The following is a 15,286-nucleotide window of genomic DNA, read 5'->3' as shown; positions in this document are numbered from 1 at the left end:
CGTCGAAATTAGAAGATACTCGGAACTGTCGAACTTCTCGCCACAACCAAGATCCTCTTTTATTACGAGGCCTCAAAGAAAGGGGACCTTCGATGGAGGATCCTGCGTTCTATTTCTTCTTCAAAAGTAATTTGGCTTTCTGCCAGTACTCTTCTTTTTGTTCCAGAGTCATTGCAGAAAAATCCTTTTGGTCTTTTTCAACAAGTTCCACCATCATATTGAAGCGATTTTCAAAACGTTGATTCGCTTTGCGCAAAACCTGTTCGGGTTCCATCTGCACATGACGTCCCAGTTGTGCGAGTGAGAACAGGGCATCACCCAGTTCGTGTTCGATCTCGCTGTCATTGCCTTCGTCCAAAGCTTCACGCAGTTCCTGATATTCCTCTTCCACCTTCGCAAGGACGCCGTCCATGTCTTCCCAGTCGAACTTCAATTTTTCAGTGCGTTTGCCAATTTTGTAGGCTTTCTGCAAAGCCGGCAGGGGAGGCACATTCAGGGCGTATGGCGACGGTGCGGCAGAAGAAGCTTTCTCCTGTTTCTTGATTTCTTCCCAGTTGCGGATGACTTCGGCGCTGTCAGCAACTTGGGTGTCCGCGAAGACATGCGGATGGCGGCGCACCAGTTTTTCACTGATTCCGGCAATCACATCTTCCAGAGTAAAAGCTCCACGTTCGGCGGCAAGCTGAGCGTGCAGAACCACTTGGAAGAGGACATCCCCCAGTTCTTCTTTCATTTTCAGATCTTTCGTGGCGTCCGAAGCGGGCAGTTCCAGGGCTTCCACCAGCTCGTGAGTCTCTTCAATTGCGTATTGAGTCAAAGACTCGTGAGTCTGCTCTTTATCCCAAGGGCATCCGCCGGGGCCGCGCAAGGAAGCAACGATCTCGACTAAGGACTCAATATGACGTAAGTTGGAGGGAATATGTGGCATGGGGACTCCTCGACTTTCTGATGGAATCTCTTTATTGCTAACACAAATGCATAGTGATTTCGACAATTTTCGCAATATGGGTTACGGTAGAAAAACTAGATATGCAACGAGGAAAAAATCCAAAAAAGGGCGAAAGCCCAGCCAAGCGGGTCAACTATGAGGATCACAGTCTGAAGTTTTTGGACTGGGTGGATTCCATCGGTTTGGAGAAAACATTCCTGGGTCGAATTGTGCAGCTCATGGAAGAAAAGTTCTTCATTCGTCGCGCTGCTTTGATCTTCCTCTATTGCGTTCTGCTGTCGTACACAATCTTCTATCAGTTCGATATCCCGTACAACTTCACTGTGGGTGATGTGGCCAAGTATGATGTCACTTCCCCAATGGGCTTTGAAATGACGGACGAGGTCACCACCGAGGAAAAACGCCTGAAGGCTGAATACACGGTGCCGATCGTTTACGACTATGACACCAGCGTTTTTGAACGTGTGTCGGTCAACCTGATTCATTCCTTCCGTACCATGCGTGCCTATTACCGCGAGACCCAGTGGCCGACGGCTCCTTCCAAGTACCGATTGGCGGTGAAGGACTTCTTCCAGTACAAAAAACAGTTTGAAAAAGAACTGGGCGTGGGTGTTTCGGACTTTATGTTCGAGTGGCTTATTGATCTGAAGTTCAATCCGCGCATTGAGGCCATTGTCATCCGCAACCTGGAAAACTGGTATGACCGCAAAGTGGCTGAAGCACCGGACCGCTTTATCCCGGCCAGCCAGGCCGCTGTTTTGGGCCGGGTGGTGCACAAGAACAATCTGGGTAAAGAATTCCCGATCCCGCGGGAAGAGATCCTGGATCTTCAGTCCCCGGAAAACTTCGAACTGGAACTTAAAAAAGACCTGAATCGTTTCTCTGAGTCGGATCAGGCCAATATCCTGTACTTTGCTCGTTCGCTGGTTGTGCCAAACATGACCCTGAACAAGCAGGAAACCGCCAGCCGACGTCAGGCCGCACGCGATGCGGTGATTCCGGTGACGATCACCATTAAAAAGAATCAGAATATTATCGCCCAAGGGTCGGTGGTTCAGCCGTTCCAGATGGCAGTGATCAAGCAAATCGAAAATATCCGTGCCGACAAACGCAAAGACATCATGTCCTTGTCCATGGCGCTGATGTTGTCGGTGGCCATTTTGGTGTTCTTCTCTTACCTGAAACGTTTCACCATCAATAAAGTAAAAATCGAATTCAAAGACGTTTCCGTCATGATGCTGATCGCTTTTGGCATCATCTTCTTCACCAAGATCTACATGTTCATCACGGATGCGGCCTTTGCCTCAAAATTGGGCCACTTCCTGCCTCCGGCGATCTTCCTGTATGCGGCTCCAGTGGCGGCGGGTCCGATGCTGGTGGGTCTTTTGATCACGTATGGTGAAATCGTTTGGCTGTTCACAGCCTTTCTGTCGGTGTGCCTGGGCATCATGGTGGATTACAACTTCGCCTTTATGTTCGTGTCCCTGGTGGGTGGTATCGCGGCGGCGCGCGGGGTGTACAACTGTAAAACCCGTAACGACGTTTACTATGCGGGTGTGCGCACGGGTCTGGTGAATGCGGCGATGATTGCTTTCATTTTGACCATGACCAAGTTCGACCAAGAGGGCGGAGTCAAAGAGATTCTGCTTTCAATCCCGGCGGGCTTCCTGGGTGGTATTTTCTCGGCCCTGGTGGCGATGATGTTTGTTCCGCTGCTGGAATCCGTTTTCAGCTACACCACAGACGTAAAACTGCTTGAGCTGAGCAACCTGAATCACCCGCTGCTGAAAGAAATGATCGTGAAAGCCCCGGGAACTTATCACCATTCGATGATGGTGGGTTCGATGGTGGAAGCGGCGGCGGAAGAAATCGGTGCCAATCCGCTGTTGGGTAAAGTTATGTGCTATTACCATGACATCGGTAAGATGGAGCACGCCAATTACTTTATCGAAAATCAGAAGCCGGGCCACAACCCGCATGATCATATTTCTCCGTTCATGAGTAAAACCCTGCTGATCGCCCACGTTAAAGACGGGGTGGAAATGGGGATGGCTTACAAACTGGGTAAACCCATCATTGACGGGGTTTTGCAGCACCACGGAACGACGCTGATTTCTTACTTCTATAACAAGGCTCTGGATCTGAAAAAAGAAGACGGTCCGGAAATTGGGGAAGAGGACTTCCGCTATCCAGGTCCGAAACCGCAGTTCCGCGAAGCTGCTTTGTGCATGCTTGCCGACAGTATCGAAGCTGCCGCTCGTTCTTTGGATGAGCCGACTCCGGCGCGTCTGCAAAATATCGTTAAGAACATCACGCAAAGAAAGTTCTCTGACGGGCAGTTGGATGAGTGTAACCTGACCCTGAAAGACATCTCCAAGGTCGAGGCGGCGTTCATCCGCATCCTTCTGGGCATCTATCACCAGCGTATTGATTATCCTCGCAGTGCCGGGGGTGGTTTGGGTGACGTGGGTCACAGTACGACATCACAGGGCTGAACATGGAAGTTTTAATCGTCAATGAATCCAAACACGCGGCTCCTCGCAAGTTCATCCAAACCTGGATGGAGCTTGTGGTGGCTGAACTGAAGCGCAAAAAAGTGCTGAAGGCCGAGCAAGCCCGCCGCGAACTGACGCTGGTGTTTCTGGATAAAAAGCCCGCTCAGAAAATCAATATGGAGTTTCGCAGTAAGAATTACGCCACGGATGTGTTGAGTTTTGACTCGATGGATCCGGGGTCTTTAGGGGAGCTTGTTTTGTGCCCCGAGGTTCTGAAACGTCAATCCAAAGAACATGGGCTCACCTATCAGCAGGAGCTGGGTTACATGCTGCTGCATGGAGTGCTGCATCTGTTGGGCTATGACCATGAAACCAGTGAAGAGGACGCTCTTGAAATGTTCGGCATTCAGGATGCCGCTTTCGAAGTCCTTTTGAAAAAAGTTTCTGCCAAATAAGGCGTCTTTTCCCTCTAAAATCGACAAGAGATTTGAAATCACCTCGGAAGGACCAAAAAGGACCTTCTGCGTCCGTGGTTTTGTCTAAAGTTTGAACGATTCCCTTGTGCGAGCCCAGATTTTGGGGCTTTCCCGCATTTATTTCGCAAATAGTCAGAAGGGACCCGGTTGGCATCGCCTTTGTATTAGGCAGATGTGTGTTTCTCCCAAACTGTCGCCTCCGAGAGATTTTCCCCTCCCTTCTCTCGGAGGCGTTTTTCTTGACAGACAGGGCCCTGTGATTACACTGGGCCTATGTCTATCGTTACTGAAGCCTCTGAAATAAAAAGTAAAATCGTGTCTCTCGAAGCCTTCTCTAAGGAGCTTCGGGGGTATCTTTGACTTAGATCGCAAGAAAAAGCGCCTGGAAGAGATCTCCATTCAGGCTGAAAATCCCGCACTCTGGGAAAAACCTGCTGAAATGCAAAAGCTGAACAAAGAAAAAGCCCTGCTTGAAAAAGCCGTGGGTGAATTCGACGCCTTTGCAAGTCGCTTGAGCGACTCCAAGGTTCTGCTGGAAATGGCCGAAGAAGCCCAGGATGAAGGGAGTTTCTCTGAAGCCAAAGCCGAGGTCGTGGCACTGGAAAAGTTGGGGGAAGAGCTTGAGTTGAAACGAGTTCTGAACGGCGAATTGGACAGCAACAGCTCGTATCTGTCCATCAACTCCGGGGCGGGTGGTACGGAGTCCTGTGACTGGGCCTCCATGCTGCTGCGTATGTACACGCGCTATGCTGACAAGCATGGCTTTAAAGTTCAAATCATCGAGATGACCGAGGGCGAGGGTGCCGGGATTAAATCCTGCACGCTTTTGATCGAAGGCCCTTATGCCTATGGATATCTGAAGGCGGAATCCGGAGTGCATCGTCTGGTGCGTATTTCTCCGTTTGATTCCAATGCCCGTCGCCATACATCTTTTGCGTCCGTCTTTGCCTGGGCGGAAGTGGATGATGACATCAATATCGAAGTTCGTCCTGAGGACCTGAAAGTGGACACGTTCCGCGCCAGCGGGGCCGGTGGTCAGCACGTCAACAGAACGGATTCAGCGGTTCGTATGACTCACATTCCATCCGGGGTTATTGTGACCTGTCAGGTGGAAAGATCTCAGATTCAGAACCGTGAAAAAGCCCTGAAGATGTTGAAAGCGCGCCTTTATGAAATGGAAATCGAAAAGCGCAACGCGGAAAAAGACGCGATGAATTCCCAGAAGAAAGCCAATGAATGGGGTTCGCAGATCCGCTCTTACGTGATGCATCCTTACCAGATGGTGAAAGACCACCGCACTGATTTCGAAACCAATCAGGTCGATGACGTGATGGACGGGGATCTGGATGGATTTATCATGTCCTACTTGAAATCGACTTTGACGGCAGAAAGTCAGCCTTCGTGAAGTCGTCATTGCCCTGGCTTTCCTGGCGACTGCTTTTCTCGCGCAAAACCATGTTTGGCGGTTCGGCCCCTTTGGCCCTGCTCGGACTGGTTTTGGGGGTGGCAGCGCTGGTGGCCTCGATGGCGGTGATGAGTGGTTTTGAAAACACTCTAAAAACAGCCATGGCCGAAGTGTCCGGTCATGCGCAAGTGGTGAAGCGCTCGCGCTTCCCTGATGACTGGAAAGAGCTGGAAGAGCGCATTCGCAAAGCTGAACCGACTCTGATCAGCACCAGTCGTTTTGTTTTCATTGAAGCGGTGTTGGCCAATAAAGGTCAGATCTCGGGTGTGCTGATTCAAGGTGTGGACACCCAGCGGGTCAACGAGGTTTTGAATTTCAAACGCCGAATTGTCAGCGGGACTGATGATTTAAATGTCGCCAGCGATGTGCCCTTGGCACTGGTGGGTAAAAATCTTGCCAAAAAAATGAATCTCAATGTCGGTGACACCTTCCGTGTCGTGGTGCCGGTGGCGGACTCTGTGGATCCGTCAAAGTTCCAGCGCCGGGTGGGTGCCTTTAAGGTGCAGGGCGTTTTGGACTTGGGAAAGCATGACTGGAATGAACGTTTTATTTTGTCTGACTTGAAAGCGACCCAGGATCTGGCCGATATCGGGGATCGTTATTCGGGTTTGCTGTTGAAGTTTCAGGATGTGGATCATGCCCGTGAGGCCGCTTTCAATTTGAGTGGTGTTCTGGGGGCGCCTTACTGGGTGCGTGACTGGCGCGATGCCAATGAAAACCTTTTTGAAGCCATCAATGTCGAGCGTCCGGGTATCTTCTTTGTCGTTTTGGTGATCACCATTGTGGCAGCCTTCAATGTGTCGGCGACCTTGTTTGTCAATGTGGTTCGCCGCTTCAAGGACATTGCCATTCTTAAAACCGTGGGTCTGTCCCAAAAAGACATTATGAAGATCTTTGTCTGTCAGGGATTGTTTATGGGTCTGGTCGGATTGGTGCTGGGTTTCGCCCTGGGGATCGGGATTGCCTATCTGTTTGAATTCATGCAGGGACGTTTAAGTCTGATTTCCGGCGAGGTTTATCGACTGGAAAATATTGAATTGCAAATCCGTTTCATCGATGGCGTGGCCATCTGTATTGCAACACTCGTGATCTGTTTGATTGCCACGATCGCACCGGCCCGTCGCGGAGCGAAGCTGGAACCAGTGGAGGGACTAAGAAGTGAATAGCGAAAACATTCTTTTGCGTGCCGTGGACATTCACAAATCCTATTCCCAAGGGGTGGGCGAGCTTGAGATTCTTCGTGGCGTCAGTCTGGACATCCGTGAAGGGGAAGCCTTTGCGATTCTGGGAGCGTCTGGTGCGGGTAAGTCCACTTTGTTGCAAATCATGGGAACTTTGGATCGTCCCAACAAGGGCGAGCTCTTCTGTGAAGGTCGCGATCTGCTGGCGATGAGCGATGATGAGCTGTCTCGCTTTCGTAATTCCGAAATGGGTTTTGTGTTCCAGTTTCACCATCTTTTAAGTGAATTCAATGCTCTTGAAAACGTCATGATTCCCTGCCGGGTTGGTGGGGAGTCTATCAAGGTGGCTAAAGAAAAGGCGTTGCATCTTCTGGACTTCATGGGGCTTGCCGATCGTGCCGACCATCATCCGAACCAGCTTTCGGGCGGCGAGTTGCAGCGCGTAGCCATCGCTCGTGCCTTGGTGCGCCATCCAAAGATTCTGTTCGCCGATGAGCCTACGGGGAATTTGGATTCTCACACCAGCGGAAAAATTCAAGAGCTGTTCTTCCGTCTAAAGGAAGAGATGAAGCTGGCGCTGGTCATCGTGACCCACGATTTGACCTTCGCGACACGCTTTCCAAAGGTGTACAGAATGAAAGACGGTCAGTGGCAGTCCTAGAACTCTTCAATTCTTAGGGGCTATCTTCATGATTTACTTGTGCTTTGCGGCTAAAAAAGTGGTGTTGTCTGGTGGGTGGCTTTGACAGGACCTTGGTCTTAAGTTACGATTCCTTGTCTAAATTGTAAGTACTTAAAAATCTTATAGATTTTTAAAAAATAACGGGGAATGGGAACTTTGAGTAAGCTTCTTTGTGCACTGTTAATCACATTCATGTCCGCGACGGTGGCAGCTCAGCCTGCCAAAAAGAAAAACTCCCGGGCCAAGGCGCCTGTGGTGGCTGCGGAATCTTTGGAATCTTCTTCCGGTTTGATCGTTAAAAACATCGAAGTTGCCGGAAATCGCAAAATTGAAAAAGACGCCATCCTGGCAAAGATCGTCACCAAAGTTGGAGAGCAGTACAGCACCCAGCATATCCGTGAAGATGTTCAGGCGTTGTTCAACTTGGGATTCTTCAACGACATTCAGGTGGATCGTAAGACCACGGGCAAAGATGTCACGCTGACCTACACTGTCCTGGAAAAACCATCAGTGGTTGAAATCACTTACGAAGGCAACAGTGAAGTAAAGTCTGAAGATATTGCCGATGCCACCGGTATCAAGCCATATCAGCTTCTGAACATGGCCAAAGTTAAAGAGGCGGTTGAGAAAATCCAGAAGCTTTATGAAGACAAGGGCTTCTTCCTGGCCAAGATCGATTCTGAAGTTCAAGAGGTCACCAAAGACGAAACTGTTCGTCTGGTCTTTAAGATCCGCGAAAATGATAAAGTAAAAGTTAAAAAGATCACCTTCCTTGGAAACAACCATATGGGTGACAGCTCTCTGAAAAGCAAAATGCTGACTCAAGAGGGTGGCTTCTTCTCAGGCATCAGTGGTTCCGGTCAGTACAAGCAAGAGATGTTCGAACGTGACGTTCAGATTCTTCGCTTCCTTTACTGGAATCAGGGTTATGTCCAGGCCAAGGTCGATCGTCCTCAGGTGACGGTGACACCGGATAAAAAGAATATCTATATCACCATCCGCATTGAAGAGGGCGAGCAGTACAATGTCGGTGACGTGGATTTCGCCGGTGATCTTTTGTTCCCGAAATCTGAACTGCGCGAAGTGATCAAGATCGATGACAATGGCGTCTTTGCTTACGATGTGTTGCAAAAAGACATCAGTGAGCTGACGGCGAAGTACGGGGATCTGGGTTATGCCTACGCCAACGTTATTCCGCGCACTCGTTTCAACGACAAAGAACGTCGTGTGGATCTGGTGTTTGAATTCGACAAGGGCAACAAGGTTTACTTCGGTAAAATCAATATGGTTGGAAACTCCAAGACCCGCGACAAGGTCATCCGTCGTGAATTGAAAGTTCATGAAGGGGAGTTGTACAACGAAACCCGCCGTCGTCAGTCCTTGGAAAACATCCAGCGTCTGGGCTTCTTTGAGGAAGTGAACTTCAAGACCTCGATTGATCCGGAACGCACAGAAGTCATGAACGTCGATATTTCCGTGAAAGAGCGTAACACCGGTCAGATCCAGTTGGGTGCGGGTTACGGGACTTCTCAAGGTTTCACATTGCAGGGTTCTATCAGTCAGGCGAACTTCCTGGGTAAAGGTCAGAATCTGGGCGCGTCCCTGAATTTGAGCAACACGGGCAGTTACTACAGCTTGTCCTTCACAGAGCCGTACTTCCGAGACACGTTGTGGTCTTTGGGGGCGGATCTTTATCAAAGTGCGAATACTGGACGTGTGGACTATGACGAAAATCACACAGGTGGTGCGATTCGTTTGGGTCACCCGTTGGCCGAGTACACGCGCGGCTTCCTGAAGTACAAATATGACGACACCAAACTGTCTAAAAAATACGACAGTGATGGCAAGCTGATCACGGATCCGGATCTTTTCCCGCTGGAATCGGCGTCTGGTGTGACCAGTTCCATGACTGGAACTGTTGAATATGACACGCGTAATGACCGTCAGATGCCGACCAAAGGTATCTATTCCAGTGCGTCTTATGAATACGCCGGTCTGGGCGGAGATCTGAAGTATACTCGCGGAAATGCCAACTTCAGATACTACAAGAACCTGTTCTGGGATGTAGTGTGGCGAAATAACATCCAATATTCCCGTATCGACGGCTTGGATGGTCAGGAAGTTCCGTTCTCTGAATTGTACCTTCTGGGTGGACCTTACTCTTTGCGTGGTTATAGATCTTACCGCGTGGGTAAAATGAAGTTCTCTGAGATGATTTATAACGATCTGATCGCTGACGGTAAATCCGAGGCGGAAGCTCGTGAGAAAGCTTGGCGTTTCTACGGGGGCGTTCAGCAGGCCATGTACCAGACGGAATTACAGTTCCCTTTGGTTAAAGAAGCTGGCATCATGGGAGCTGGATTCTTCGATATCGGTGCCGCGGATGATGTCCTTTCGGACAACAACTTCTTCGCGGACGTCGGCTTCGGTATCCGCTGGTACTCACCAATCGGTGTTCTGCGTTTCGAATGGGGCTTCCCACTGAACCGCAACCCAGCCTACCAAGACGCCACCGTCTTCGAATTCTCCATCGGGCCTAGTTTCTAAGCGCGCCTGGGCGCAGGAAGCGCAGGCGCCCTCTGGGCGCCGTAGCTGGACTTAGCCGGCTGGGCCGGGAGAGCGCAGCGGGCTTTGCCCGCGTAGCTGAACCAGTACTAAATTATTTTTAAAACCTTTTAAGGAGGATTTGGAATGAAAAGAATGTTGATCGTGTTGAGCATGCTACTGACGGCATCTTTGGCACAAGCGGAAGCAAAAGTTGGATTTGTTGATATGCAAAAAGCTATTCAATCCACTTCTGCTGGTAAGAAAGCTAAAACTGAACTTGAAACAGAGTTCAACAAGAAGAAAAAAGAACTAGAGAAAAAAGAAGCAGACTTGAAAAAAATGGGTGAAGACCTGGAAAAGAAAAAGTCTGTTCTTTCTGAAGAAGCGCTTGGTAAAAAACAAGCTGAATTCCAGGAAGAAATGCTGAAGTATCGTGATGTGGTAGGCAAAAGCCAGATCGAGATTCAGAAAAAAGAACGTGAGCTGACGGCTCCGATTCTTGATAAAATGAAAAAAGTGATCGCGAAACTTGCGAAAGACAAAGGTTACACTCTGGTGCTGGAGAACTCTCAAATGGTTCTTTACGCAACAGCGGATGCGGACCTGACAACTGAAGTAATCGCGGCCTTCGAAAAAGAAAAGTAGTTGATAAGAAAACGAAAGGGCCTGCAAAGGCCCTTTTCTATTTTAGGAATAGAAGTTCATGGCAAATTATAAGATTCATCCAAGCAGTGTTATCTCTCCAGACGTGCATATCGCCGACGACGTTGAAATCGGTCCTTACTGTTTGATTCAAGGCAAAGGTTTTATTGGCAAAGGCACATTCGTCGAAGGTCATGTGACACTGGGTTCCCGTCACGGCATCATCGAAATCGGCGAAAACAATCATTTCTGTCCCGGTGCTGTAATCGGAGGGGCTCCTCAGGACCTTTCCTACAAAGGTGAACCAACCAAATTGATTATCGGTAACAACAACACGTTCCGTGAGTTTTCCACCGCCAACCTTGCGACCAGCAAAGGGGATGGTAAAACTGAAATCGGCAACAACGGTTACTTCATGGCTTACACGCACATCGGGCATGACTGCAAAGTCGGCAACAATGTGACCATCGCCAACAACTCCCACTTGGGCGGACACTGTGAAATTGAAGACGGTGTGACCATCGGGGGTGTGTGCGCCTTCAACCAGTTCACCAAAGTGGGTCGTGGTGCTTTCGTTGCAGGATCCTCCATCGTGAACAAGGACATCCTGCCGTTCTGTCGTGCTCAGGGCACTTACGCGACAATCCGCGCGACCAACAAAATCGGTCTGGCGCGCAAAGGTTTCCCGCGTGAAGAAATCGCAAACGTACACAAGGCCATCCGTATCATCATCATGGGTTCTCACACTGTGGAAGAGGGCATCGAGCGCATCCTGAATGAATGCACGATGAGCCCGAACATTGAGTACTTCGTGAATTTCATTCGCTCTTCCAAACGCGGTATTGCCGTGGACAGAAGCCCTAAAGGATGGCAGGACGATGAGTAAGAAACTTCGTGGCGCGGTTGTCGGGGTTGGATACCTTGGTAAGTTCCATGCTCAGAAATACAAAAACAATCCGAATGTGGAGCTGGTCGGGGTGTGTGATCACTTCCCGGCTCAGGCCGACAAAATCGCTATGGAGTTGGGGGTAAAAAGCTTCCACAAGCCGCAGGATTTGATAGGTCATGTGGATCTGGTGACGATCGCGGCGAGCACTCTGAGTCACTTTGAGCTGGCAAAGATGTTCGTGGAAAGCGGCGTTCATGTGAACGTTGAAAAGCCGATCACCGCCACGGTTCAGCAAGCGGAAGAACTATTGGCGCTGGCGGCGAAAAAGAACGTGAAAGTGGCTGTCGGGCATATCGAAAGATTCAACCCGGCAATCAACGATCTGCAAAAGCATCTGAAGAATCCCAAATTCATCGAATTGAACCGCATGGCTCCTTATAATAAGCGCGGTTCAGATGTCAGCGTTCTGCACGACCTGATGATCCATGATATGGATCTGTTGTTCTGGCTGACGGGTTCTGAAATTGAAGCCATGACCGGAACCGGCACCAAGCTGATTTCCAAAGAGCTGGATACCGCCTCTGTGTCTTTCAAAATGAAGAATGGCATGCAGGTGATGATCAACGTCAGTCGTGTATCCCCGGTGGCTCAGCGATCCATCCGTGTGCTGCAGGATGATTGCACGCTGTTGGCTCAGACAGGGACATTGGAACTTGAAAAAGTGGTTCCGGGGCCTGGTGGTGATGAGTTCTTGACGGTCACCAAATGGAGTGTGGAGAAAGCCGATGCTCTGCAAAGAGAAACCGACGCTTTCATCGATTGTGTATTGAATGACAAACAACCTGTCGTCACAGGTCTTGATGGGTTGAAAGCCCTGAAAGCCATCGAAGACGTTCAGAGAATGATTGAGGGCTGATGGATCAGGTTCTGATTGTGGCGGCGGAAGCCTCCAGTGTGACCTATGCCCAAAGAATTCTGGAAGCCTGGAAAGCCCAGGGCCGCAAGGTCCATGCTTTTGGCGTGGGCAGTCAGGATATGGAAGACATCGGCTTTGAACGCCTTGGCAAATCTGAAGAGATGGCCGTTGTCGGTGCCGCTGAAATCATCAGTGCGTATTCCCATCTGAAAAGTGTTTTTGACAGCCTGGTTGCGGAAGCTGAAAAGCGCCGTCCGAAGGTGGCGATCGTGATGGATTATCCGGAGTTCAACCTGATGCTGGCTAAAAAGCTGCACGCATTGGGCATTCCGGTTGTTTACTACATCTCTCCGCAGGTGTGGGCATGGCGCAAAGGTCGCGTGAAGACCATCAAGAAATACTGCAAAAAAGTTTTCGTTCTGTTCCCGTTTGAAGTGCCGTTTTATGAAGAGCACGGTGTGCCGGTGGAATTCGTCGGTCATCCGCTTTTGGATGAATTGGACGAGCGCCTGATTGATGATCTGGCTTATCGAAAAACCCACCGCAACCAGTGTGGCATCCGTGACAACGAAATCGTGCTGGGTCTTATGCCGGGCAGTCGTCGTCTGGAAGTAAAGCAGCATTTGGACATTCAGTTGGATGCCGCTCGCATTCTTTCCAGAAAGTTCCCGAATCTGAAAGTTTTGATTCTGACGGCGCCGACCTTCACCAAAGAATACATGCAGGATCGTCTGGAGAACTTCCGACTGCCTTATATGTTGCTGAAGGATGAACCATTCAGAATGATTCATCTGGTGGACATGATGCTGGTGGCTTCAGGAACTGCAACCCTGCAAGTGGGCTTGCTTAAAAAGCCAATGGTCATCATGTACAAGATGAAGTGGTTGACCGGCGTGTTTGCCAAACTCTTCGTTCGTGGGACCAAATATTTTGGTCTGGTGAATCTGATTCTGAACAAAGAAGCTGTGCCGGAGCTGTTCCAGAGCGAAGTTACTGCCGAAAATCTGGCCGCTGAGCTGGAGCGTTACGTTCTGGATAAAAAGTACCATGACTCGGTTGTTTCTGATCTGGGTCAGGTTCGTCAGTATCTTGGCGACAAAGGGGCCACTCAGCGTGTGGTGAAAGCCCTGGAAGAGTACTTCGTCTGATGAGATCATATCTTCGTCCACTGTCATTTTTGTATGATCAGGTCGTGGGGGTTAAAAACAGCCTCTTTGACCGCGGTGTATTCGGCATCTACAAAGCGCCGGTCCCGGTGATCAGTATCGGAAATCTGACAGTGGGTGGGACGGGAAAAACACCAATTACGGATTACTGCCTGAAGTCCCTGGTGGCTGATGGCAAAAAAGTGGCGGTGATCAGTCGCTCTTACCGCGCCGATGCGGATTCACCTTGTCTGGTGGATGTGGATCATCCGTTTGCCGCACGCTACTTTGGCGATGAACCGGTGTTGCTGGCTCAGGCCAATCCGGATGTTAGAGTTTATGTGGGCCCGAGCAAGTGGCGCACAGCCCGCTATTCCACGGAAGTTCACAAGTATGATGTTCTGATAGTGGATGATGGATTTCAGCACCGCCGCCTGCATCGCGATTTGAATATCGTCATTCTGGATGCGACGGAAAGTCTGTCGAACTATGAAGTTCTGCCGGAAGGCCGCGCCCGAGAATCGTGGGCGGGAATTCAGCGTGCGGATGTTCTGATTTTATCCAAATGCAATCTGGCGCCAGAGGATGCTTTGAAGGCTTTGGAGGCCAGGCTTCCCAAAGACAAGGAAGTGCTTTATTTCGGATACGAGATTCAGCAGTGTCAGAATGTCAAAACCGGACAGGTTCTGAAGCGCAGTGAGATTCAGGGTAAAAAATTATTCCTGGTTTCCGCCATCGCAAGACCGGATGTCTTTGAAAAAATGATGGGCGAAATCGGCGAGGTTTCCAAGCAGAGCCTGCATTATCGCGATCATCATCAATACACGGCTCAGGATGTGAAGAACATCACTGAAGCTTTTGAACTTTCAGGGGCGGATATGCTGGTGACAACAGGCAAGGATGCCGTGAAACTTCGTCATTTGTTCAACGACTCCTCCATCCTGTGGAGCACTTCTTTGGAAGTGGTTGAAGCAGGAAAGAAGGGACGCCTTCATGAGATTATTACTCAAGTTCTTCGTTAACCTCATGGTTTTTTTCAGTTCACTGGTGCCGCGCCGTTGGTTGCGCAAGTCAGGGTCCTGGGTGGGCTTTTTGTGGTTTGATGTCTTTGGTTTTCGCAAAAAAATCGTTCTGGATAATTTGAAACTGGCTTTCCCCGAGTGGACCGACCAGCAACGAAAAGCCGTCGGTCGCGAATCTGTGTATCAGCTGGGGTATAACTTTGCTGAATTCTTTTTCATTCCGTCTGTGACGCCTGAATGGATCGCCAAGAATGTGGTGTTTCACGGCTGGGAGCATGTTGAAAATGCCCGGGCTGCCGGGAAAGGAATGTTCTTCCTGACTTTGCATCTGGGGAACGGGGATCTGGCCTGCAACACGATTGTGCTAAACGGGCAAAGTGTGAACCTGATCACGAAAAGATTTAAAACCAAGTGGTTTGATGATCTGTGGTTCTCCATTCGTGGGGCCAAGGGTGTTCAATACATCGATGCGCACGCCCCCAACAATGCGTTTGAAATACTCAAGGCGTTGAAAAAGAACTCGGCCGTGGTCTTTGTTCTGGATCAGTTTATGGGGCGTCCCTTTGGGATTGAGACCTCCTTCTTCGGAAAAAAGACAGGTACAGCCTATGGTCTAGCTCTGTTTGTGCAAAAAACCAAAGCCCCGGTTCTTCCCATCTATACCTACGAGGGGGAAGATAAAAAACTTCATGTGGTTGTCGAGCCAGCGATGGACACGGCTTCCTGTGTGACTGATGATAAAGACCAGACGACTCTCAATCTGACACAAAGCTATTGTGACAAGTTGGAAGAGATCGTCAGAAAGCACCCGGAACAATGGATGTGGGTGCATCGACGTTGGAAGGACTTTCGGTGAATAAGCTGCTTCTTGGTGCTC

Annotated in this window: 13 protein-coding genes; 12 read left to right on the top strand and 1 reads right to left on the bottom strand. The window is 49.7% G+C overall.

Annotated features, from left to right (window positions below; all coding sequences use genetic code 11):
• Nucleotides 1–109: 109 nt before the first annotated feature.
• Nucleotides 110–928 (bottom strand): nucleoside triphosphate pyrophosphohydrolase, encoded by an 819-nt coding sequence (gene mazG / locus ACNQKP_RS12085; protein WP_417864945.1) that lies wholly within the window; start codon nucleotides 926–928, stop codon nucleotides 110–112.
• 101 nt (nucleotides 929–1,029) lie between these two features.
• Between mazG and ACNQKP_RS12080 the strand changes: the two genes are divergently transcribed.
• The 12 genes from ACNQKP_RS12080 to ACNQKP_RS12025 all read left to right on the top strand — a co-directional run bounded on the left by ACNQKP_RS12080 (nucleotide 1,030) and on the right by ACNQKP_RS12025 (nucleotide 15,265).
• Nucleotides 1,030–3,444, top strand: coding sequence for an HD family phosphohydrolase (locus ACNQKP_RS12080; RefSeq protein WP_417864944.1), 2,415 nt, complete (start codon nucleotides 1,030–1,032; stop codon nucleotides 3,442–3,444).
• 2 nt (nucleotides 3,445–3,446) lie between these two features.
• Nucleotides 3,447–3,899 carry an rRNA maturation RNase YbeY gene (gene ybeY / locus ACNQKP_RS12075; RefSeq protein ID WP_417864943.1) on the top strand — a complete coding sequence of 151 codons (453 nt, stop codon included), beginning with the start codon at nucleotides 3,447–3,449 and terminating at the stop codon, nucleotides 3,897–3,899.
• 294 nt (nucleotides 3,900–4,193) lie between these two features.
• Nucleotides 4,194–5,325, top strand: a protein-coding gene (gene prfB / locus ACNQKP_RS12070) for a peptide chain release factor 2 (RefSeq protein WP_144313807.1) whose coding sequence is annotated in 2 segments (ribosomal slippage) — nucleotides 4,194–4,274 and nucleotides 4,276–5,325 — 1,131 coding nt in all. Because the reading frame shifts where the segments join, the coding sequence is not laid out codon by codon here.
• Nucleotides 5,322–6,551: an FtsX-like permease family protein gene (locus ACNQKP_RS12065; RefSeq protein WP_417864942.1), complete on the top strand. Its 1,230-nt coding sequence runs from the start codon at nucleotides 5,322–5,324 to the stop codon at nucleotides 6,549–6,551. Before prfB ends, ACNQKP_RS12065 begins: the two co-directional genes overlap by 4 nt.
• Complete coding sequence (locus ACNQKP_RS12060) at nucleotides 6,544–7,227, top strand: ABC transporter ATP-binding protein (RefSeq protein WP_417864941.1); 684 nt, start codon at nucleotides 6,544–6,546, stop codon at nucleotides 7,225–7,227. Before ACNQKP_RS12065 ends, ACNQKP_RS12060 begins: the two co-directional genes overlap by 8 nt.
• A 213-nt stretch (nucleotides 7,228–7,440) precedes the next feature.
• A complete protein-coding gene (bamA, locus tag ACNQKP_RS12055; protein WP_417864940.1) occupies nucleotides 7,441–9,795 on the top strand; it encodes an outer membrane protein assembly factor BamA in 2,355 nt (784 codons plus the stop codon).
• A 144-nt stretch (nucleotides 9,796–9,939) separates the two neighbouring features.
• The gene (locus tag ACNQKP_RS12050) at nucleotides 9,940–10,440 is read left to right on the top strand and encodes an OmpH family outer membrane protein (RefSeq protein WP_417864939.1); all 501 of its coding nucleotides are present in this window, start codon (nucleotides 9,940–9,942) and stop codon (nucleotides 10,438–10,440) included.
• A 58-nt stretch (nucleotides 10,441–10,498) separates the two neighbouring features.
• The gene (lpxA, locus tag ACNQKP_RS12045) at nucleotides 10,499–11,323 is read left to right on the top strand and encodes an acyl-ACP--UDP-N-acetylglucosamine O-acyltransferase (RefSeq protein WP_417864938.1); all 825 of its coding nucleotides are present in this window, start codon (nucleotides 10,499–10,501) and stop codon (nucleotides 11,321–11,323) included.
• Nucleotides 11,316–12,242 carry a Gfo/Idh/MocA family protein gene (locus ACNQKP_RS12040; RefSeq protein ID WP_417864937.1) on the top strand — a complete coding sequence of 309 codons (927 nt, stop codon included), beginning with the start codon at nucleotides 11,316–11,318 and terminating at the stop codon, nucleotides 12,240–12,242. The genes lpxA and ACNQKP_RS12040 overlap by 8 nt, the downstream gene beginning before the upstream one ends.
• On the top strand, nucleotides 12,242–13,390 hold the full coding sequence (gene lpxB / locus ACNQKP_RS12035; RefSeq protein ID WP_417864936.1) for a lipid-A-disaccharide synthase: 1,149 nt from the start codon (nucleotides 12,242–12,244) through the stop codon (nucleotides 13,388–13,390). The genes ACNQKP_RS12040 and lpxB overlap by 1 nt, the downstream gene beginning before the upstream one ends.
• A complete protein-coding gene (lpxK, locus tag ACNQKP_RS12030) occupies nucleotides 13,390–14,409 on the top strand; it encodes a tetraacyldisaccharide 4'-kinase (protein WP_417864935.1) in 1,020 nt (339 codons plus the stop codon). Before lpxB ends, lpxK begins: the two co-directional genes overlap by 1 nt.
• The gene (locus tag ACNQKP_RS12025; RefSeq protein ID WP_417864934.1) at nucleotides 14,381–15,265 is read left to right on the top strand and encodes a lysophospholipid acyltransferase family protein; all 885 of its coding nucleotides are present in this window, start codon (nucleotides 14,381–14,383) and stop codon (nucleotides 15,263–15,265) included. The genes lpxK and ACNQKP_RS12025 overlap by 29 nt, the downstream gene beginning before the upstream one ends.
• The last annotated feature ends 21 nt before the right edge of the window (nucleotides 15,266–15,286 follow it).

Source organism: Bdellovibrio bacteriovorus, from assembly GCF_048286975.1.
GTDB classification, from domain to species: Bacteria; Bdellovibrionota; Bdellovibrionia; order Bdellovibrionales; family Bdellovibrionaceae; genus Bdellovibrio; species Bdellovibrio bacteriovorus_H.
The sequence above is the reverse complement of the archived record's forward strand: the minus strand, read 5'-3'. Positions and strand labels throughout refer to the sequence as shown.